Genomic DNA, 17,540 nt, shown 5'->3' on the forward strand with positions numbered 1-17,540 from the left:
GCCCTCCTGGCTTGTGCCTATCCGGCTCTTGAAGGCGTGTGGCGTCCGAGAATCCGCGTTCAGTCAGGCGACCCGGGAGTACTCGTTGATCAGTCCGCCGAGGATCTGCGCTGGGTGACCCAGACATGGGCGAGGTCGGTCACGGTGCAACGGGGGTTCGGGCGGGCTCTTGCTGCAGAGTCCGATGCGGGCGGTGACGCCTCCAACGATCCCGGAGCGGTTCAGAGAACGGCGAGGACGCCACCTGGCCACCAACGCCACCGAGGGCTTCACTCCCGGCGTGTGGACGATCCTGCCTTGTGAGCCCCGCTCCGTGGAGGGTCACAGCCGCGGTCGTGCCAGGTCGGACAGGGCCGCGTACCGTCCGCCGGATCGCATCAGCTCGTCGTGGGTTCCTCGCTCGGCCACCTCGCCCGCCTCTATGACGAGGATCTGGTCGGCGTCGCGCACGGTGCTCAGCCGGTGGGCGATCACGACGCGGGTCAGCGGCAGGGCCGCGAGGTTGTGCTCGATGGCCGCCTCGGCCACGGTGTCCAGGTGGCTGGTGGCCTCGTCGAGCAGCAGGATCCGCGGCTGGGGCAGCAGGGCCCGCGCGAGGGCGATCCGCTGCCGCTGGCCGCCTGACAGGCCGCCGCCCTCGGTGAGCATCGTCTCGTACCCCATGGGCATAGCCATGATGTCGTCGTGGACGTGCGCCAGCCTGGCGGCGGCCACGATCCTGTCCAGCGCGGCGCCGGGGATGGCCAGGGCGATGTTCTCCCTGATGGTCCCGGTGAACAGGTGCGGGTCCTGGGTGACCACGCCGAATCGGCCGCGCAGCCAGCCCGGGTCTATGTCGCGCGCGGGCGTCCCGTCGTAGCGGATCTCGCCCTCGACCGGCTCGTACAGGCCGAGCAGGATCCTGCCCAGCGTGCTCTTGCCCGAGCCCGAGCTGCCCACCAGCGCGACCTTCTGTCCGGGATCGATCCTGAGCGTGACGTTCCTGAGCGTCCAGGGGGAACGTGGGTCGAAGCGGAACCCGATGCCGCTCAGCGCCACCTCCCCGCGCAGCCGTGGCCGCGCACCGCCGGTGCGTTCCGGCTCGGCCTCGACGATGTCGGCGAGCCGCTCGACGTGAGCTCCGGCCTCCTGGAGCTCCTGGAGGCTGGTCAGCAGCGAGGTCAGCGGGGTGAGCGCGGAGACGGCGAGCGCGTTGAGCGCGAGCATCGTTCCCAGGCTCGGCCCGCCGTCGAGCACTCGGACCGCGCCCACGAGCAGCAGCAGCGCGGGAGCGAGAATCCTGATGCCGGACAGGACCGAGTCCAGGAGCCCGCGGGTCAGGCCCAGGCGCAGGTCGGCGTTCATCTGGGAGGTGAACATCGCTGCCCACCGCTCGACGGCACGCCGTTCCGAGCTGGACGCCTTGATCGACTCGATGCCCCGGATGGACTCGATGAGCCGGCCCTGGGTCGTGGCGGCGGCGGTCAGCCCGCGCCCGGTGAGATCGGCGATCCGTCTTCGGGTGAGGAGCAGCAGGACGACCTGGACGGCCGCCATCGCGGCCAGGCACCCGCCGAGCACGGGATCGCCTGCCAGCACCAGGATCATGAGCACCACGGCCAGCGGACCGTCGAGGAGCGCCGACAGCACCTGGCCGGACAGCATGGCTCTCAGGCTGGCCGCGCTCTGTGTGCTCATGACCAGGTCGCTCGTTCCGCGCAGGGTGAAGTACCCGTAAGGCAGCGCGAACAGCTGTCCGACCACCCCGCCCGTGAACTCCGTGTCGGCCCGTGCCCGCAGCATGAGGAGCACGGCCGTACGCAGGTAGTTGAGGATTGTCTGGATCAGCACCACGATCGGCAGGCCGACGATGAGGACGCGCAGCAGGTACCGGTCGCGGCCGGGCAGCACCTCGTCGACGACGAGCCCGGAGAGCAGGGGCAGCACGAGCGCGGCCACCTGCAGGAGCACTGAGGCGAGCAGCGCCTGGATCAGCAGGCCGCGGTGGCGCACGAGCAGGGCGCGCAGCAGGTTGGCGCGCCACGGACGCCGCTCGGGCCCCTGGAGGCTGAAGTCCGGGCCCGGCTCGAAGGCCAGCACGACCCCGGTGAACCCGAGGTCGAACTCCTCCGGCGTGAGCCGGCGCCGCCCGGAGGCCGGATCGACGACCTCGACGACGTCCGGGCGCCAGCGCTCGACGACCAGGAAGTGGTTGAACTGCCAGTGCACGACGAACGGCCCCGGCACCGAGCCGAGCCGCTCGGGCGCGATCGAGAGCGCCTTGGCGCGCAGGCCGTACGACTTGGCGGCCTCGACGATCGCGAAGGCAGTCAGCCCGTCCCTGGACACCTGGAGATCCGCGGCGACCTCACGCACGCTCGCGCGGCGCCCGTGGTGACCGAGCACCATCGCCAGGCACGCCGCGCCGCAGTCGGCCATCGTGTTCTGCCTCATCACGGGTACCCGGGCCCGCCTCATCGCGCGTCACCGAGCGCGGGAAGGACGCCGAGCAGCACCACGATCGCCAGCGCCAGCGCGAGCAGGCCCACGTAGATCCACAGCCAGGCCAGGAGTGTCCCGGAGAGGCGGTAGGGGCGCTCGGCGTGCCGCCGGACGCCCTGATGGTGGTGAACCGCCTTTTCCCGGTACGGGAGCGGCTTCACCTGCCCGCCGTCCGTTCCGCGATTCCCCAGAACCATTCGATCTTGGCCGCGTTCCTGCGCTCCTCGATCCATTCGCTGAAGATCCGGCGTTCGACGAGGTCGCGTACGGTCTCGTCGAGGACGGCCGGCTCCACCGCCAAGACCTTCACCAGCAGGTGGCCGCCCTCTACCGGGAACGGCCCGGTGATCGTCCCCGGAGGGGCCGCGAAGATCCGCTCCCCCACCTCCTCATCGAGGTCGACCCGGCGGAGGGTGGCGAACACCTCGCCCGGATGGGCGCTGCCGTCGGCGAAGGCCCGCTCGACCAGGTGCAGGAACCCGGCCGCGTCGGGCACGGCCGGTTCGGTGACGAACACCGCCCGCGCGACGCGGGCGACGTCGAGCTCCCCGCCGTGTTCGGCGAACCAGTCCTCCACCCGTCCCGCGGCCACCCGCGAGCGGAGTGCGGCGACGGCGGCCTCAAGGGCTACCAGCTCCTCCAGCTCCTGGTGGGAGATGCGGTTGCGCTCCATCCAGGCCCGGGTCGCCTCCCCGGTCAGCAGACCACGGGCGCGGCGGAAGGCGTCCATCGCCTCCTGCAGCGCTGCGTCGCTCAGCGGTTCCAGCGTCTCCTCCAGTTCCTCACGTACGAGGCTGTCGGCGACGAGCCGGTCGGCCAGCGCGGACTCGTCCCAGATGAAGTCCAGGCAGGCGATCGCCCTGGCCACCGGTGTCTCGATGCCATTGACCCGAAGCAGCAGGTGCTCGCCCGCACGGTGCACGCCGCGCAACGGCCATGGCAGGGCCCGGTCGGCGCACCAGGACAGCGAGATCGTGGCACCGTCGCCGTCCTTGATGAGCAGGGCGTGGTGCAGCGAGCCGTCGAACTCCTCGCGCTGAGCCACCAGTCGTGTCCGGGCCTGCGGGTACGCCGCACGAAACCCCTCAAGGCCACGCTCGGGCCCGCCCGAGCTGAGCAGGCCTACCGCGTCGGCGAGCATCGGCCCGTACGTCATCGCTTCACTCCCCTCTTGAGCAGTCCGCCGATCGCTGCGCTGATCGGCAGCCCGGTCGCGTCCTCGATCCACAGGAACTGGCCGTTCGGGTTGATCTCCAGGAAGACGTGGCGGCCGTCCGGCGTGAGGATCAGGTCGATGGCGCCGTAGGACAACCCGAGCCGCTCGACCAGCTCCAGGCAGCGCCGGGAGACCTCGCCGGGCAGGTCATGCGCCAGCACGGGGGTGGCACCCGGGTCGTAGTGCCGCCAGTCGTATCGTGTGTGGTTGCTGACCTGCGAGTGGATCTCCGCCGCGAAGAGCTCGCCGCCCACCACCGTCACTCGCACTTCGACCTGCTTGGGAACGTACGCCTGGACAATGATCGGGCATAGGCGCAGGGCGTCGGCATGACCGAGGTCCGCCGGAGTCACGGGCGCCGCGAACCGCCCGAACCGCTCACCGCCCGCCTCCAGCTGATTGCCGTGCACGGGCTTGGTGATCACTCGGCCTTCGTGCCGGTCGTAGAAGTCGAGAAAGCGCTCGGGATCGTTCGTGATCAGCGTCGCGGGCAGTTCGAAGCCCAGCTGCCTGGCCACTTCGAGCTGGTACGGCTTGCGCCCCGCGCGGTCGATGACCGGCCTGGAGGCGGGGACCTTGAGGCATCCCAGGCCGTCCCACAGGCTCTCGGCCATGACGCGGCACTCTTCCTCGACGTGGTCGCGGGCGGCCGTCAGAGGGTGGGCCACCGGATTCCCCGGGCGGCGATACCAGATCGCGGTCAGCTCGTCGAGAACGAGATGGCGTCCGCCACGGTTGAGGGTCCGGACGGTCGAGCCGTCTCCCAGATGGCCGATCTCCAAGGTGGCGGCGGCGGGGAACTGCGCGGGGTCGAAGACGGTGACGTCCGTCCCGGCGAGCGCCCCCACGACACGTTCGGCGTGCTCGTCTCCGTCGCAGGTCAGTACGAGGATCATCAGCGTGGTTCCGGTCGGGGGCGCGACCTGGGTCGCGCCCCCGCGGCTCACTAGTTGCTGTCGCCGGAGGTGTGCGTGTGGCCGCCGTGGATCTCGATGACCTGGCTCTTGGCGCCGCCGCTCACCTGGAGCAGCTGGCCCTCGTCGAGCTCAGCGCCCAGGGCCGCGATGTTGTCGAGGCTGGTACGCGTCTTACCCATGTTCATTCCCACCCTTTGTCCATGCGGGGAGCCGAATGCACCCCGTCGCGTGGAACACGTTAGAGAGGCGGTATACAGGGCGTCGTCCGTCGCATGGATGATCAGCTCTCACCCTGGGGGCGGAGCAGCGTCAGTCGGTGGTCAGGCGGATCGCGGTCCATGGCACCGGCGGGGCCCGACACCGGCGTGATCAGTGGCGGGCTCGCCGCCGGACAGGACGGCGCCGATGAATCGCCTCTGCGACGATTTCGGTACCCGCGACCGTGGCACTGCCACCGCCAGCTTCGACATGCAGAAGGTCCGCGAGATGGTGGCGTGGCTCCGCGACACCATCACCGCGACCAAGGTCCTGGCCGAACGAGCCGTCGGCGATCCCGCCGTCTGGTACCTGCTGCCCAGCGGGCGGCAGGTCTTGAACTTGGCACGCCGCCGTCCTGGCAGCAGCGTCGTGCATGTCGTCACATGGGGCGACTCCGAGGGCGCCATGTGCCGGCTCGGCCTCCGGCACGCCACTTTCCACCGGCACTATCAGCACCTGATCACCGGATACTTCCGGCCACGCGCTCAGCCTTCTGCCCCCGCCGCCGGCGGCCGGGAGGCGCTGCTGTCCAAGGGGCCGGGCGGGGGAGAAGTGCAAGCTCACCGAGCCGCAGTCGCAGGCACTGCAGCAGGCGTTGGACGAAGGGCCGGCAGGTGCCCGCCCGGCGGGGGGCCGAGCGCGAGGAACCAGCGATCGCTGCCTGGCGTGAGCATGGCTGGCCGGAGGAAGAGGGCCGCGGCGAACCTGGACGCCTGGCTCTGCTGGCAAGACGAGGCCGGTCAAGGCCTGAGACCACCTCGCGGCCGCAGCTGGGGACGGCGCGGGATGACAGCGGTGGTGACGGTGTCCGGCGGCAGGTCGGGCACCGTGATGATCGCCGGGCTGATCGCCACCAAGCCCGGCCACGCGCCGAGGCTGATCTACCGGATGCGGCTGCGCCGGGGGCGCAAGGGCGAACGCGAGTCGTTCTCCGAAGCTGATTACGCGGCCCTGCTGGATGCCGCTCACCAGCAACTCGGCGGCCCCATCGTGCTGATCTGGGACAACTTGAACACCCACGTCAGTGCGGCCATGCGCGCTCTGGTGGAGCGTCGGGCCTGGCTGACGGTCATCCAGCTGCCCTCCTACGCCCCTGAGCTCAACCCGGTCGAGGGCGTCTGGGCCCATCTGAAACGGTCGTTGGACAACCTGGCCAAGGACCCTGAACGAACTCGCTCGGCTGATCAAGATTCGGCTGAAGAAGATGCAGTACCGACCTCAGCTGATCAGCGGCTTCATCGCCAAGAGCGGCCTCGTCAAAAACCCCGTAACTTCAGCCTTTGAACCTCTCTGATCGTAGAGTCTCCACGACATCGCCGTAACCCGAAAAAGCAGTGGCCGCGAGGGCTCGGGGCCACGTACGTTCGCCTCCATGGTTGACGCAGCTTTCGGGCATCCGCGCCTCGCCGCCATCTACGACCCACTCGATCCGGACCGCAGCGATCTCGACGCGTATCTCGCGATGGCGGAGGAGTTCGGCGCGCGGTCCGTGCTGGACATCGGGTGCGGTACGGGCGTGTTCGCGCTGCTGCTCGCCGAGCGCGGGCTTACGGTCACCGCCATCGATCCGGCGCGGGCGTCCGTCGACGTCGCGCGTGGCAAGCCGGGCGCGGAGCGCGTGCGCTGGCTCGACGGCGACGCGGGGGACCTGCCGCCCATGCAGATCGACCTGGTGACGATGACCGGGAACGTCGCCCAGGCGATCGCCGATCCGCAGGCATGGCGTACGACGCTGCGCGGCGCGTACGAGGCGCTGCGGCCCGGCGGGCGGCTTGTCTTCGAGACGCGCGATCCGGCCCAGCGCGTGTGGGAGGAGTGGGCGGAGTGGACGCGCGAGACCACGTACCGCATGACGGACATCCTGGGCGTCGGCCGCGTCGAGACCTGGGCCGAGCTGACGGACGTGAGCCTGCCGCTGGTGAGCTTCCGGGGTACGCACGTGTTCGCTGCGGACGGGGACGTACTGACCTCGGAATCGACACTTCGCTTCCGCGAACGTACGGAGATCGAGCGGGACTTGCACGAGCACGGCTTCGTCGTCGAGGACGTACGCGACGCACCCGACCGGCCGGGCAGGGAGTTCGTGTTCGTGGCGCGGCGCGATACCGCAGAGCCCGTACCTCCCCGAATTCCCTAGGGAGCGTGCGCACCACACAGCGCCGGGCAGACGAGACTTTGAAGCCACTCCCTGGCCACGCGACGCGATCTCAGCCTCGCGGAGATCGAGACGCGTTCCTCACTCCAGCGACAGTGGCAGCTCACCACACGCGCGAGTGTGACGCCCTACACGCGCCCGGCGCAGCGGCGACGGTTCTGCCTGTGCTTCCGTACGGCGGGCCATCGGCCCTTCATCCCCTCGCCGCGGTGCGGCAGCTTACGGATGGTGCACGGTCATCTGCCGGATCGGCTCCCCGCCTGCGATCTTCTCGCAGATGCTGGCCCCGTTGCCGGGCCTCACTCGCTCGGCGATCGCGGCGATCTCCTGCGGGCTGCCCACGATTGCCGGGCCCAGGTCGATGACTGCCATCAGCCGGGAGACGGGCGCGTTAAGGTACACCCACCACCTCGCCGGCTGGTCACGCAGGAACCTGCGCCGGAATTCGTGCGTCTTGAGCCCCTGCCACATCAGCTCGTAATACTCGGGGTACAGGGTCATCACGATCGGTTCCGGCTCGGCTGACGGACCGCTGAACGAGGCGTCCTGCACCTTCTCCTCCACGAGTTGGACAGCGGGTGAGAGCCCCATCGTGCCCTCCCCGTCCGCCTCTTTCAGGCGGATCAGCCAAACAGCGCCGCTGCTTGGCACCGGGGTGTGGATGAAGACGCCCAGATGCGGCTATCCACCCGATGGCCATTAGAGGGATGTGGTGCGCTGCGACGTGGAGGTTGGGCGGCTGAGCACCGGCAACCTTCCTCGTACGGCGGCCAACGTGTGAGGGGGAAACACGGTCACGTCCGCGGGCGCGTTCGTTACGGCCGACGATGGCGACCCGGTTCATGCCCGCGGCACGAGGTATGGAACGCGCTCTCGCAGGCGCAGGGTGCGGTGGCTTGCCCCACTCAGGGGGCTGGCCGCGGTCCCGTACCTTCACCGCCTCCCCTCAGGGCGCAGGACGGAGAGTCGAGAGCAGCCGAGCAGAGCATGGCGCGCCCCTGACAAAGCCGTGGAACGAACTTTTGTACCGGCCGTATGCGCGCTCATCCGCATGACCCATACCCGCCGTGGGGTGCAACGTTGGACGTGGAATAGGAGTTCGGTGAGCTGTCGCGGTGCGGGGCTCGCCTATGTCGTAGAGGGCGTGGCGAAGCAGCGGAACCGCGGCACCCTGCCCGTCGGTGGCCAGCACGATCAAGGCGTCGAGGGCGTCCGGTGAGCTCGGTGCCCGCGCCGTGGACCGGGCCGCGGCGAGGACCCGATCGATGACGACACCGCCGCGGCCCGCTCGGCGACCCCGAGCAAGCCCGGCGCACACGGCCGAGCCCCGGGCCGCCGCGCGCTGACCGCCAGTACACTGTCTCCCAGCCGGCGCCTCCCGCCCCCTGTGAGTGCTGGTGCGCGTCGGCGTCGGCCCCGACTGCGCCGCTGCGAACGGAGGCCTCCTTCGCGGCGTTGTGCGGTGCCAGAACGCGGACGATGCGGTAGAGGGCGGCGTTGGCTTGGCGATTACTGCCTCCGTTGAGGAGGCGGCGCCACCGGCCGCCTCGTCAAGGTGGCGAGTGGCTCTCGCCGGACAGCCCCGCAGCAGCCTCGCCGCTCTCCGGTCCGGAGTGGCTCACGAAGAGCAGCGAGGCGCGCGTCAGGCGGGAAGGGGCTCAGCCCGTGTAGTCGGTGGCGTGGGTCTCGCCGCTCGGCCACAGGTATCGGCCGTGGTCAGCCGTCGTGTAGCTCTGGTTGTCGTCTCCCGTACGGGCCTGGACAAGGTTGCGGCGCCAGGTGGAGCCGCGCGCCGACCCGCCCCAGATGTTGCCGTACAGGAAGCCGTACAGCTGCTCGAGTTCGGCCGAGAAGATGTTGTCGGTGACGGTGATGTTCGTGGCGTTGTTCACGACGCCGATGCTGATCGCGTACCCCCAGCCGGAGACGTAGTTGTTCGTGAACGAGATGTGGTCGTACACGCCGTCGCCCTGCAGGGCCAGGGCGTTGGTGTTGCCCAGGGAGGCCAGGGTGTTGTGGTGGACGATCATGGGGCCGCCGTTGCCTTCGCTCTGCGGGCCTATGCCGTCGTGGTGGTATTCGTCATGCGACGTATCCGCCATGTCGTGGATGTAGTTGTTCGTCCAGGTCGACGGGCGGTCCGGGAAACCCGTCACCATGATCATGCCCGCGTTGCCCCAGATGTCGTTGTGGTCCATGACCGCCACGGCTTCCTTCATCGTCGTGGCGAGCTGCCAGGACTTGTCGAAGGGCGTGCCCGGTTTGGTGTGGGACGACGAGACGGTGCCGTCGTTGCCGGGCGGCATCGCGTAGGAGTTCGGCTTGAACGTCGAGTAGAGGAACTTGATGTTGTTGTCCGAGTAGATCTGGACGAGGTTGTCGTTGGGATTGGTGCCCTCGAACAGGCAGCCCACGAACGTGAGATTGTCGCCGTAGATCAGCACCTTCAGGCCGAGGAAACGCTGGTAGGAGATGACGCTGTTGTCCGGGAACTCGAGCCTCAGCGGTTTGTCGGCGCTCATGTCCGGCGCGTAGTCGGTGAGCTTGCCCGGGTACGCGCCGAGGCCCAGCCCTCCGGCGTTGGCCGGCGTGTTGGCGTAGCCGGTGTTCGAGAAGTCCGGCCAGTAGCCGGAGCCGTCGTTGGGCCGGGCGTCGATGGCACTCACGACCTCCTCCGAACCGCGCGTACCCAATTCGGCGCCGGCGACGACGCTCGTGGAAAGGGCTGCGGCGAGGAAGGCGAGGGCGACGGCGGCGGAGAAGGAGCTCCGGGCGAACGCGCGGACGAGTCGTAAGCGCGGGTGACTCTCGACGTCCTGGCGATGTGATGTCTTGATGTCGTGCTCCGATGGGGTCGGTTACGAGTCCGCCCCTGCCGTGCGGCGGCAGGAACGATACTTCAGCACCACGTAGTGTGCCGGGCGCCCCCGGTATTACGGGCGGTTTCTCACAACCACACGCCGCAGCCGAAAATGTCTCCCTGTGATCATCACAGTCCCGCGCGTGCCGAATATTCATCCGCGTAGGTCGTAGGCAGGATGGGCGATCTCGGCCCGGCGGTGTCCCGGGCGCTCCGGTGAGCGGCATGATGATCGGTTGTGGTGCTGCGCTCGGCCTACCTCACGGTGACGAACATCTTCTCGCTCCTGCGCTTGTCGTCCAGGAGCGATGCTGGTGATCACGGCGTCGCCGGTCGCCGAGGAGATCGTTTCAAAGATCCACGCGGCGATCACGAGACGCCACAACGCCTGAGGCCGCCTCCTCGGGCAACGCCCCGCCGAGCCCTGTCCCCAGGTGACGGGGTGCGCTACGACGTGGCCCGCCTGGCCCGCCGCATGGTGGATTTGCTGCTGAATCCGGCGCCGGTGCCGCGCGGGGTCAAGGTGCCGGTTGAACTGGTCAGGAGAGCTGCCGCCCTCCTGACATGACATGCCCGGTCAATGCCCGCCGTATGTCCTGGTCTGATCATCCTCGCTGATCGAAACTTGCCGCGAGGAGGCGCGCGTGCGCCGATTCCGGCCATCTCGATGGTTGGCCGCAGCCCATCCTGACGAGAAGGGGAACACGATGAGAACCGTTCGCATGACGTTACGCATCACACTGGCCGCACTTTCGCTGGCTGTGCTCGGTACTACCGCCGCGACTGCTGACAGCGAGAGCAGCGCGGCCTGCCCCGCACCGGGACAACGATTCAAGTCACCGACCAGCCCGGCCATCTTCCTCGTGGATCCCGATAATCGAGCCAGATGGATCCCCAACGAGACCGTGTACTTCAGCCTCTGGGAGACCTATGACGGGATCGTCATTCTCAACGACTTCTCGGCCTGCTTCGGCAGCTTCACCAACCTGAACGGCGCGCACTTGGTCAAGTCCGCCTCCAGCCCTCAGGTCTTCATCTGGGACAGCCGGTACGGTGCTTACCGCTGGATCATCAATGAAGCTGTATTCAACAAGTACGCCTTCTCATGGCGGAAGGTCAGGGTCCAGTCGGCGACGGTCTCTCCGGTCACCACCGAGCGATGGGATTTCTAGGGTCCTGAGTCGCACGGTGCTTGAGCTTCCCCCTGCTCGCCGGACACTTGACCTGAGCGCGGTCGAGCTCGTGCATTTCCAGCGTGACGGCTATTTCGAGGCGAACGAGCCGCTGACGTACACGAAGGACGAATCGCTCACGTCGTTTCCACCTGGCGACGCCGACCCTGTCGACCGGGTGGCCATCGGCCGAGGCTCGGCCGTCCACAGTCGACGGCCCGAGCCGCTCGACGACGGCTCCACACGGCCCACCCCGTAGCTGTACGCCGACTTTCCGCAACGCGACGTTTCGCGCACCACTCACGGCCCTGGTGGCCCACAAGGTCCCCGGCGACACTGCGCCCGCCGATGATTTACATCCGCCCAGGTCGCGGCGGGCTGGACATCGAGCGATGCACGTCACAACCACGCCGGAGCACCGTTGATCTCTTGCACTGGGACCGGCGCGAGCCCGTAGCCGTCGTGAACGTCTGCGGGTGCGAGGGCCTGTCCGCTTGTGGCCACTCGGCCTTCCTGGGGTGGACGGGCGGGGATGTAGCACTGATGCTGGTGGACAGTACTGTCATGATCATCGGCCGACTGGGAGAGCCGTATGAAGACCCGTACCTGGACTCGCCGTGCCGCCGCTTTGGCCGCCGGCCTGGCCGCCGTGCTGGTGCTGGGCATCACTCCTGCGCATGCGGACACCGTGATCCGCAAGCCGCAACAGCCATCACCGCCCGGCGCCGTGGTGCTGGCCGACGGCGAGTCGGGTGCCAAGCGCCCGGTGTGACGCGCGGCGGTCCCTTGTCCCCCTTTCCGGCAGGACGGGGGGACGTTCCGTCTTCATAGCCACTCGTCCGACGGCAGGCAACTGTCGTCTTTGTCCTGTCCGCGCATCTGTTCCCGCCCGGCGCAACCCGTCCCAGGGCACACATTGAGTACGAGGTACTCAAGCCATACCGGCCCCACGCCCGCACGCTGGGTCACATGAGGTCATACATCCTTCGCGCGGCAGCTGTCATCGCTCCGCTCCTCGCCCTCGGCGCGACGACCGCCACCCCGGTATCCGCCGCGCCATCCTCCACGGCCGTCTGGGCCGCGTCGAACGTCCAGCTCGTGAACTGGCAGACCGGCAAGTGCCTGACCATCGCCGGCGGCGTCAGCACCGAGAACAACGTCCACGCCGTCCAGTACACCTGCGACAGCCACCCCTCCCGCCGCTGGGACGTCTGGGGCTACTCCAGTGGGTACCTGCAGGTCAAGAACCGCCAGACCGGCAAATGCCTCACCATCGCCGGCGGCGTCAGCACCGAGAACAACGTCGTCGCCCTCCAGTACACCTGCGACACCCACCCCTCGCGCTACTGGGCGCTCGGCAATCAGGTCGGCCAACACATCGAATTCCGGAACGTCCAGACCGGCAAGTGCCTGACCATCGCCGGCGGCGTCAGCACCGAGAACAACCTCGAGGCCGTCCAGTACACCTGCGACGGCCACCCCTCCCGCTTCTGGGATATCCGCGACTACTACGGCTGAGCCCTCGCTACAGGACCTATGCTGCGGTGCGGGGATCGCCGGTCACACTTGCAGGCTCGGGAGAGCCTCCAAGTGTGACCTGGTCCGCTTGAGAGCGGGGTTTCTTGGCCGAAAGGCGCGGCATCCCTCGACGACCGCGCACCGATCTACTACGGGGTCGACCGGCGGCAACGGATGAAAACCTCCGCTGGACGAGTACACGTTCCGCCCGCGACCAGGCAGGCGCGCTTCACGGAGAACACCGGCCGACCCCGAGAACGGCGTATGTCCCCAGGTCGGCCGGTTCGCCACGCAACCCCTGCCAGGCTCAGTCCAGCCAGCGGCCGACGCCGCGCACGGTGACTTCAAGCAGTTCTGCCGGATTTGCCGGGTCCGGGTAGTAGATGATCACGGTGGTGCCGGCCGGAAGCAGCAGTTTGATGGCCTGGATGCACCCTGCCATGACCTGTCGCTGTTGATCAGTGCGGTGCCGGTGATCGGTGCCGTGTCACAGACACCGCCGCGATTGTTCATGACAAGCCGTTACCTATACGCCGGTCCGGCCGTCGACGAGCTCACGCACGATGTCGAGGTGGCCGTTATGGCGGGACGTCTCTTCAATCAGGTGCAGGATCACCCAGCGGAGGTCCACGTGGCGGCCGTCCCCGATAGGACGCTTGGCCGGTGAGTCCAGGTCGTGGTCGGCGAGCAGCCGACCGTAGCGGGAGCCCTGTTCCTCGTATTCGGCGAGAAGCTGGGGCAGTGGGACATCGACCGCTATCCGCATCTCAGGGTCGGGGTCGTCATCGGTCGCCTCCTTGAGCGGACCTTCGAGTTCCTGCCCCAGAAACATCACCTCGACCCAGTAGTGCTCGACCCACCGCAGATGGCTGATCAGCCCGCATATCGTCATCAGCGGTGAACCCGGGAGGGGGGCCTTGCGGGCGTCTTCCGCGGACACACCTTCGCACTTGGCCCGCGCCGTGTCACGGACGTAGTCCAGGAAGGTGATCAGCTGTGTGCGTTCATCCCATGCGGGCGGCGTATCGGTTCGTTGTGTCATCGCGGTAGCGTCCCGCATTCTCGGAGAGCATGTCGAACAGTTAGAACGGCAGCCTCGAACGTTGCAGGATCCCTCTGGCCGTCGATGACCGCCGTCGGGTCCAGGGGTTGGCGCAGCGCGCGGTGGTGCTCGATGCGGCGCGACTCGAAGTCGGTGGACAGGACTGAAGGTGACTGGATCCCCTCCGAGGTTGGGATCCAGTCACCTTGTCGCGCTCTTCGCCGTCAGCACCACTTGGCTGCCTGCCGTGCTGCAGGCAGAAAGGCCCCGGTCACGTTCACCCGGTTGCCTGGTAGGCGGTGGTCCAGAAGTCCTTGTGGAGGCGCGGCGTGTGGACGGAGTCCATCGCGCTCTGCGTCAGCAGGATGCCGACCAGATCCTCGGCCGGGTCGGCGTACCCGGTGGTGCCGAGGCCGCCGTCCCAGCCGAACTGGCCCGGCGAGGCCAGGTCGCGCCGGTGGGTACGGACCGCCAGGCCGAAGCCGTACCCGCCGTGCCGGCCGAAGTGGTCGCCGAAGGCGTCCTTCTCGACCTTCTGCCCCGGCGTCAGGTGGTCCATCGTCATCAGCTCGACCGAGGCCCGCGACAGGACGCGGGCTCCGCCGAAGGTGCCCTTGTTCAGGAGCATGCGGAAGAAGGCGTGGTAGTCGTCGACGGTCGAGACCAGCCCGTCGCCGCCGGCCGGGAAGAGCGGCGGGCGGCTGTACTTGCCGCCGGCGGCCTCGTCCCAGACGACCAGCTCGCCGTTCTCGGGGTTGTGCGCGTAGCTGGTGGGCAGGCGGTGGATCCGGTCGGCGGGCACGTGGAAGCCGGTGTCCTTCATGCCGAGCGGGCCGAACAGCCGCTCGCGCAGGAACTCCTCCAGCGGCTGCCCGGCCACCCTGGCGACGAGCACGCCGAGCACGTCGGAGCCGACGTGGTACTGCCACAGCTCGCCCGGCTGGTGCATCAGCGGCAGCGTGCCGAGCCGGCGGATCCACTCCTGCGGCCCGAAGTCGGGCGAGGTGGTGTCCAGGCCGAGCTCGCGGATCGCGGTCTGGATCGGGTAGGTGTCGGGCGCCGCCAGCACCACCCCGAACCCGAAGGTGAAGGTCAGCAGGTCGCGCACGGTGATCGACCGGGCCGCGGGGACCGTGTCGTCCAGCGGGGCGTCGATGCTCCTGAGCACCTGGCGGTCGGCCAGCTCGGGCAGCCACTCCTCGACCGGGTCGTCCAGCCGCAGCTGGCACTCCTCGACCAGGATCATCACCGCGGCGGCCGTGACCGGCTTGCTCAGCGACGCCATCCGGAAGAGCGTGTCCCGCCGCATCGGCTCGGTGCCGCCCGCGTGCAGGGTCCCCAGGGCCTCGACGTGCGTCTCGTCGCCCCGGCCGACCAGCGCGACCAGCCCGGGTACGGCTCCCGACCCGACGTGTCCGGCCAGGACCTGGCGCATCCGCTCCAGCCCCGCCTGTGACAGGCCGGGCCGCTCGCGCTCTTCCCAGCGGCCCTTGGTGTCCCAAGCGCCCTTGGTGTCCCAGGTGCCCTTCATGTCCCAACTGGCGACTTTCGACATGGCTAAACGTCCTTTCCTATAGGTTGTTCTCGCTGTGCGCACATGGCACGCTGTCCGGAACGATGTACGCAACATTGCAGGGTGGTTCTACTGATCTGCCGCATGCTGATCGGCTCTCGCCCCGGCCGTCGCACTCAGGCGCCTGCCGGCGCCGTCCATTCGACGAGCCGGACCACGATGCCGTTGGGGTCGGTCAACTCGAACAGCAGCTCCGCCCACGGCTCCCTGCGCAGCGGCACGCTGACGGCTGCCCCTTCTCGCACGAGCCTGTCGTACTCGGCGGTGACGTCAGTGACGGTGAAGGTCAGCACGACCCCGGTCGCGGGCCGCTCTCCAGCCTCTCGCAGCTGCAGCACGATGTCGGCGCCGGCGTCCGGTCGGACGAGACAGGCATATGCCCCATTCGCCACCGACTCGTGAAAGCCCAGGTGGGTGGTGAAGAAGGCACTGGCCGCCGCCACGTCGTCGACGTTCAGCGTCACCGCGGAAGCGATGATGTTCACGCCATAAGCGTGCCGCCAGGCCATCCGGGACGACAACGCCGGATCCGGCATCGTGCCTTAACCTCTCACTAAACGACGAACGGGGCCGCGTGGAACTTCGCGACATCGAGATCTTCCTGACTCTCGCCAAAGAGCTGCACTTCGGCCGTACGGCGGAACGGCTGCACGTGACACCGGCACGCGTGAGCCAGGCGATCAAGAAGCAGGAACGCCGCATCGGCGCCGCCCTGTTCGAACGCGACAACCGCCGCGTGGCGCTGACCCCGATCGGGCAGCAGCTTTTCGACGACCTCCAGCCGATGTACCGCGGATTGCTCGACGGCATCGAACGCGCCGCCCTGACCGCCCGGGGGAAGACGAACGTGCTGTGCCTGGGCATGGTCAACGAAAATCCCCAGGACCTGCGCCCGCTGTTCGACGCCTTCAAGAGCCGCCACCCCGAATGCGACCTCCAGCTCCGCTACGCCGGCTTCGCCGATCCCTTCAGGCTGCTGCGCTCCGGAGACATCGACCTGCTGATCGCCTGGTTACCCGTCAGGGAGAGCGACCTCACTGTGGGCCCCGTCGTCTGCACCGAACCGGTCGTGCTCGTGGTCGGCCCCGAGCACCGGCTGGCTGACCGGGAATCGGTGTCGTACGAAGACCTCGGGGACGAGATCGTCTTCGGCGGGGCCCGGCCGGACTATTGGCGCAACTGGCTTGTCCCCACCCACACTCCCAGCGGACGTCCGATTCGGATCGGCCCCATAGTCACCACCTCTGCCGAGATGATCCCCCTCGTCTCGAACGGCGAGGCCGTCTCACCGTGTTTCGCACACTCCATCCGCTACTACGCCCGGCCCGACCACATCTACGTGCCCATCCGCGACGCCCCTCTGGCCCGCTGGGCGCTCATCTGGCGCACCGCCACCGAGACCACCCTGATCAGGGACTTCGCCGAGGCCGCCCGCGACCTCGGCCCCATCGCCCTTTGACCCGTACGCGCCCGCCCCAGGCAAGCTCGTGGAGAGCCTGGACACCCTGTGTCTGGCACGGCCGAGCGCCTCGGCGTCGTGCCGGGCACGTCGCCGGGTGGGGAGCGCACCGTTCCAGGCCGCATTCGGATCGGAGACGGCCGGATACGCCCAGTCGGTTGAGCGCCCCCCGCTGGCATCGGAGTGTGACCCGCATCGGCCGCCCGTGTGAGGCCGGCCGCGGAGCCGGCGCCCGCGAGAGGACTTGACCATCACCAAGATGCCCTGTCCCCTGGCCGAACGCGGCCAGCGCCAGCAGCCGCGCCTGCCAGGTGGAGGCCGACGAGCGGTGCAGCAGCCAGTTGGCGATCACGGCTCAGGTCGGCCGGCCCAGGCCGTCGGTACGATCGACGCCGGTACCGCGTACCTCTCCTCCACCGCGCCGGGCACGGCGCGGGCGGCGCGGTGGTGGCAAACGCGGCGGCGTCAGCCGGTCACTCACCTTCATCCACGACGGCGACCACTTCCTCGGGCTGAACCTGACGGTCTGCGGCTTCGTTCCATTCCCTGCCAAGTACTTCTGTTCAGCTGCGTAGACCGGTGCGAGCACTGGTGCTGACGGGACCTCCAGCGGTCGACAAGGGCACGATCGGTCGCCTGGGTGCCCAAGAAACGACCGCCGTCCTCGTCGAACTGCAGTCGGGCGAGGTGCTTGGTTCCCACGCGCTGCTCCTCACCTCGGCGCTGACGTCCATCATCGCGTCTGTACCAGCGGCGGGGCGTCGCAAGCGGCGTCCCGTACGGTGACGACATGTCCTCTGCCGAGTCGACCCCGCCTCAGGTCCGGGTGACCTTGCCGGATGGGCAGGAGTTCTCTCGGGGTCCGCGCCGTGGCGTTCTGGCGTTGATG

General features: G+C 68.5%; 19 protein-coding genes. 8 read left to right on the forward strand and 11 right to left on the reverse strand.

From position 1 onward, the window contains the following. Nucleotides 1–321: 321 nt before the first annotated feature. The 5 genes from ACFKCF_RS46050 to ACFKCF_RS46070 are packed head-to-tail and all read right to left on the reverse strand — an operon-like array spanning nt 322 to nt 4,793. Nucleotides 322–2,433, reverse strand: a complete 2,112-nt coding sequence (locus ACFKCF_RS46050) for a peptidase domain-containing ABC transporter (protein ID WP_394501701.1) — start codon at nt 2,431–2,433, stop codon at nt 322–324. Between the two features lie 20 nt (nt 2,434–2,453). After that, on the reverse strand, nt 2,454–2,642 hold the full coding sequence (locus tag ACFKCF_RS46055) for a hypothetical protein (RefSeq protein ID WP_394501702.1): 189 nt from the start codon (nt 2,640–2,642) through the stop codon (nt 2,454–2,456). Continuing rightward, complete coding sequence (locus tag ACFKCF_RS46060) at nt 2,639–3,637, reverse strand: TIGR04500 family putative peptide maturation system protein (RefSeq protein ID WP_394501703.1); 999 nt, start codon at nt 3,635–3,637, stop codon at nt 2,639–2,641. The genes ACFKCF_RS46055 and ACFKCF_RS46060 overlap by 4 nt, the downstream gene beginning before the upstream one ends. Further along, entirely contained in the window at nt 3,634–4,593 is a 960-nt protein-coding gene (locus tag ACFKCF_RS46065; RefSeq protein ID WP_394501704.1) for an MvdC/MvdD family ATP grasp protein, read from the reverse strand. The genes ACFKCF_RS46060 and ACFKCF_RS46065 overlap by 4 nt, the downstream gene beginning before the upstream one ends. A gap of 50 nt (nt 4,594–4,643) precedes the next feature. Then, complete coding sequence (locus tag ACFKCF_RS46070) at nt 4,644–4,793, reverse strand: hypothetical protein (protein WP_319710823.1); 150 nt, start codon at nt 4,791–4,793, stop codon at nt 4,644–4,646. Between the two features lie 226 nt (nt 4,794–5,019). Between ACFKCF_RS46070 and ACFKCF_RS46075 the strand changes: the two genes are divergently transcribed. Beyond that, on the forward strand, nt 5,020–6,156 hold the full coding sequence (locus ACFKCF_RS46075) for a transposase (RefSeq protein ID WP_394501705.1): 1,137 nt from the start codon (nt 5,020–5,022) through the stop codon (nt 6,154–6,156). A gap of 88 nt (nt 6,157–6,244) precedes the next feature. Further along, nucleotides 6,245–7,009, forward strand: coding sequence for a class I SAM-dependent methyltransferase (locus tag ACFKCF_RS46080; protein ID WP_394501706.1), 765 nt, complete (start codon nt 6,245–6,247; stop codon nt 7,007–7,009). Between the two features lie 237 nt (nt 7,010–7,246). Here the strand turns inward: ACFKCF_RS46080 and ACFKCF_RS46085 are convergent, their stop codons facing one another. Beyond that, complete coding sequence (locus ACFKCF_RS46085) at nt 7,247–7,618, reverse strand: hypothetical protein (protein ID WP_394501707.1); 372 nt, start codon at nt 7,616–7,618, stop codon at nt 7,247–7,249. A gap of 1,067 nt (nt 7,619–8,685) precedes the next feature. Next, complete coding sequence (locus tag ACFKCF_RS46090) at nt 8,686–9,693, reverse strand: hypothetical protein (protein WP_394501708.1); 1,008 nt, start codon at nt 9,691–9,693, stop codon at nt 8,686–8,688. A 636-nt stretch (nt 9,694–10,329) separates the two neighbouring features. Here ACFKCF_RS46090 and ACFKCF_RS46095 point away from each other — a divergent pair. From ACFKCF_RS46095 to ACFKCF_RS46115, 5 genes are all read left to right on the forward strand, one after another. Next, a complete protein-coding gene (locus tag ACFKCF_RS46095; protein ID WP_394501709.1) occupies nt 10,330–10,455 on the forward strand; it encodes a hypothetical protein in 126 nt (41 codons plus the stop codon). A gap of 154 nt (nt 10,456–10,609) precedes the next feature. Continuing rightward, nucleotides 10,610–11,059: a hypothetical protein gene (locus tag ACFKCF_RS46100; protein ID WP_394501710.1), complete on the forward strand. Its 450-nt coding sequence runs from the start codon at nt 10,610–10,612 to the stop codon at nt 11,057–11,059. A 16-nt stretch (nt 11,060–11,075) separates the two neighbouring features. Then, nucleotides 11,076–11,318 (forward strand): hypothetical protein, encoded by a 243-nt coding sequence (locus ACFKCF_RS46105; protein ID WP_394501711.1) that lies wholly within the window; start codon nt 11,076–11,078, stop codon nt 11,316–11,318. Nucleotides 11,319–11,651: 333 nt separating this feature from the next. Next, entirely contained in the window at nt 11,652–11,831 is a 180-nt protein-coding gene (locus ACFKCF_RS46110; protein WP_394501712.1) for a hypothetical protein, read from the forward strand. Between the two features lie 197 nt (nt 11,832–12,028). Further along, the gene (locus ACFKCF_RS46115) at nt 12,029–12,577 is read left to right on the forward strand and encodes an RICIN domain-containing protein (protein ID WP_394501713.1); all 549 of its coding nucleotides are present in this window, start codon (nt 12,029–12,031) and stop codon (nt 12,575–12,577) included. A 307-nt stretch (nt 12,578–12,884) separates the two neighbouring features. Here ACFKCF_RS46115 and ACFKCF_RS46120 read toward each other — a convergent pair whose 3' ends face one another. The 4 genes from ACFKCF_RS46120 to ACFKCF_RS46135 all read right to left on the reverse strand — a co-directional run bounded on the left by ACFKCF_RS46120 (nt 12,885) and on the right by ACFKCF_RS46135 (nt 15,677). Next, entirely contained in the window at nt 12,885–13,019 is a 135-nt protein-coding gene (locus tag ACFKCF_RS46120; RefSeq protein ID WP_394501714.1) for a hypothetical protein, read from the reverse strand. A gap of 84 nt (nt 13,020–13,103) precedes the next feature. Then, nucleotides 13,104–13,619 carry a DinB family protein gene (locus ACFKCF_RS46125; protein ID WP_394501715.1) on the reverse strand — a complete coding sequence of 172 codons (516 nt, stop codon included), beginning with the start codon at nt 13,617–13,619 and terminating at the stop codon, nt 13,104–13,106. A 277-nt stretch (nt 13,620–13,896) separates the two neighbouring features. Further along, entirely contained in the window at nt 13,897–15,174 is a 1,278-nt protein-coding gene (locus ACFKCF_RS46130) for a serine hydrolase domain-containing protein (RefSeq protein ID WP_394501716.1), read from the reverse strand. A gap of 134 nt (nt 15,175–15,308) precedes the next feature. Next, the gene (locus ACFKCF_RS46135; RefSeq protein ID WP_394501717.1) at nt 15,309–15,677 is read right to left on the reverse strand and encodes a VOC family protein; all 369 of its coding nucleotides are present in this window, start codon (nt 15,675–15,677) and stop codon (nt 15,309–15,311) included. Between the two features lie 89 nt (nt 15,678–15,766). Here ACFKCF_RS46135 and ACFKCF_RS46140 point away from each other — a divergent pair, with 89 nt between their 5' ends. Beyond that, the gene (locus ACFKCF_RS46140) at nt 15,767–16,651 is read left to right on the forward strand and encodes a LysR family transcriptional regulator (protein ID WP_394501718.1); all 885 of its coding nucleotides are present in this window, start codon (nt 15,767–15,769) and stop codon (nt 16,649–16,651) included. The last annotated feature ends 889 nt before the right edge of the window (nt 16,652–17,540 follow it).

This window comes from Nonomuraea sp. JJY05, assembly GCF_043496855.1.
In the GTDB taxonomy this organism is placed as follows: domain Bacteria; phylum Actinomycetota; class Actinomycetes; order Streptosporangiales; family Streptosporangiaceae; genus Nonomuraea.

Bases quoted from the DNA above. Each gene is read 5' to 3' on its own strand.
- ACFKCF_RS46110 (WP_394501712.1), top strand. From the start codon at position 11,652: ATGAAGACCCGTACCTGGACTCGCCGTGCCGCCGCTTTGGCCGCCGGC.
- ACFKCF_RS46120 (WP_394501714.1), bottom strand. From the start codon at position 13,019: ATGGCAGGGTGCATCCAGGCCATCAAACTGCTGCTTCCGGCCGGCACC.
- ACFKCF_RS46070 (WP_319710823.1), bottom strand. From the start codon at position 4,793: ATGGGTAAGACGCGTACCAGCCTCGACAACATCGCGGCCCTGGGCGCT.
- ACFKCF_RS46125 (WP_394501715.1), bottom strand. From the start codon at position 13,619: ATGACACAACGAACCGATACGCCGCCCGCATGGGATGAACGCACACAG.
- ACFKCF_RS46065 (WP_394501704.1), bottom strand. From the start codon at position 4,593: ATGATCCTCGTACTGACCTGCGACGGAGACGAGCACGCCGAACGTGTC.
- ACFKCF_RS46130 (WP_394501716.1), bottom strand. From the start codon at position 15,174: ATGTCGAAAGTCGCCAGTTGGGACATGAAGGGCACCTGGGACACCAAG.
- ACFKCF_RS46075 (WP_394501705.1), top strand. From the start codon at position 5,020: ATGAATCGCCTCTGCGACGATTTCGGTACCCGCGACCGTGGCACTGCC.
- ACFKCF_RS46115 (WP_394501713.1), top strand. From the start codon at position 12,029: ATGAGGTCATACATCCTTCGCGCGGCAGCTGTCATCGCTCCGCTCCTC.
- ACFKCF_RS46050 (WP_394501701.1), bottom strand. From the start codon at position 2,433: ATGAGGCAGAACACGATGGCCGACTGCGGCGCGGCGTGCCTGGCGATG.
- ACFKCF_RS46085 (WP_394501707.1), bottom strand. From the start codon at position 7,618: ATGGGGCTCTCACCCGCTGTCCAACTCGTGGAGGAGAAGGTGCAGGAC.
- ACFKCF_RS46080 (WP_394501706.1), top strand. From the start codon at position 6,245: ATGGTTGACGCAGCTTTCGGGCATCCGCGCCTCGCCGCCATCTACGAC.
- ACFKCF_RS46060 (WP_394501703.1), bottom strand. From the start codon at position 3,637: ATGACGTACGGGCCGATGCTCGCCGACGCGGTAGGCCTGCTCAGCTCG.
- ACFKCF_RS46100 (WP_394501710.1), top strand. From the start codon at position 10,610: ATGACGTTACGCATCACACTGGCCGCACTTTCGCTGGCTGTGCTCGGT.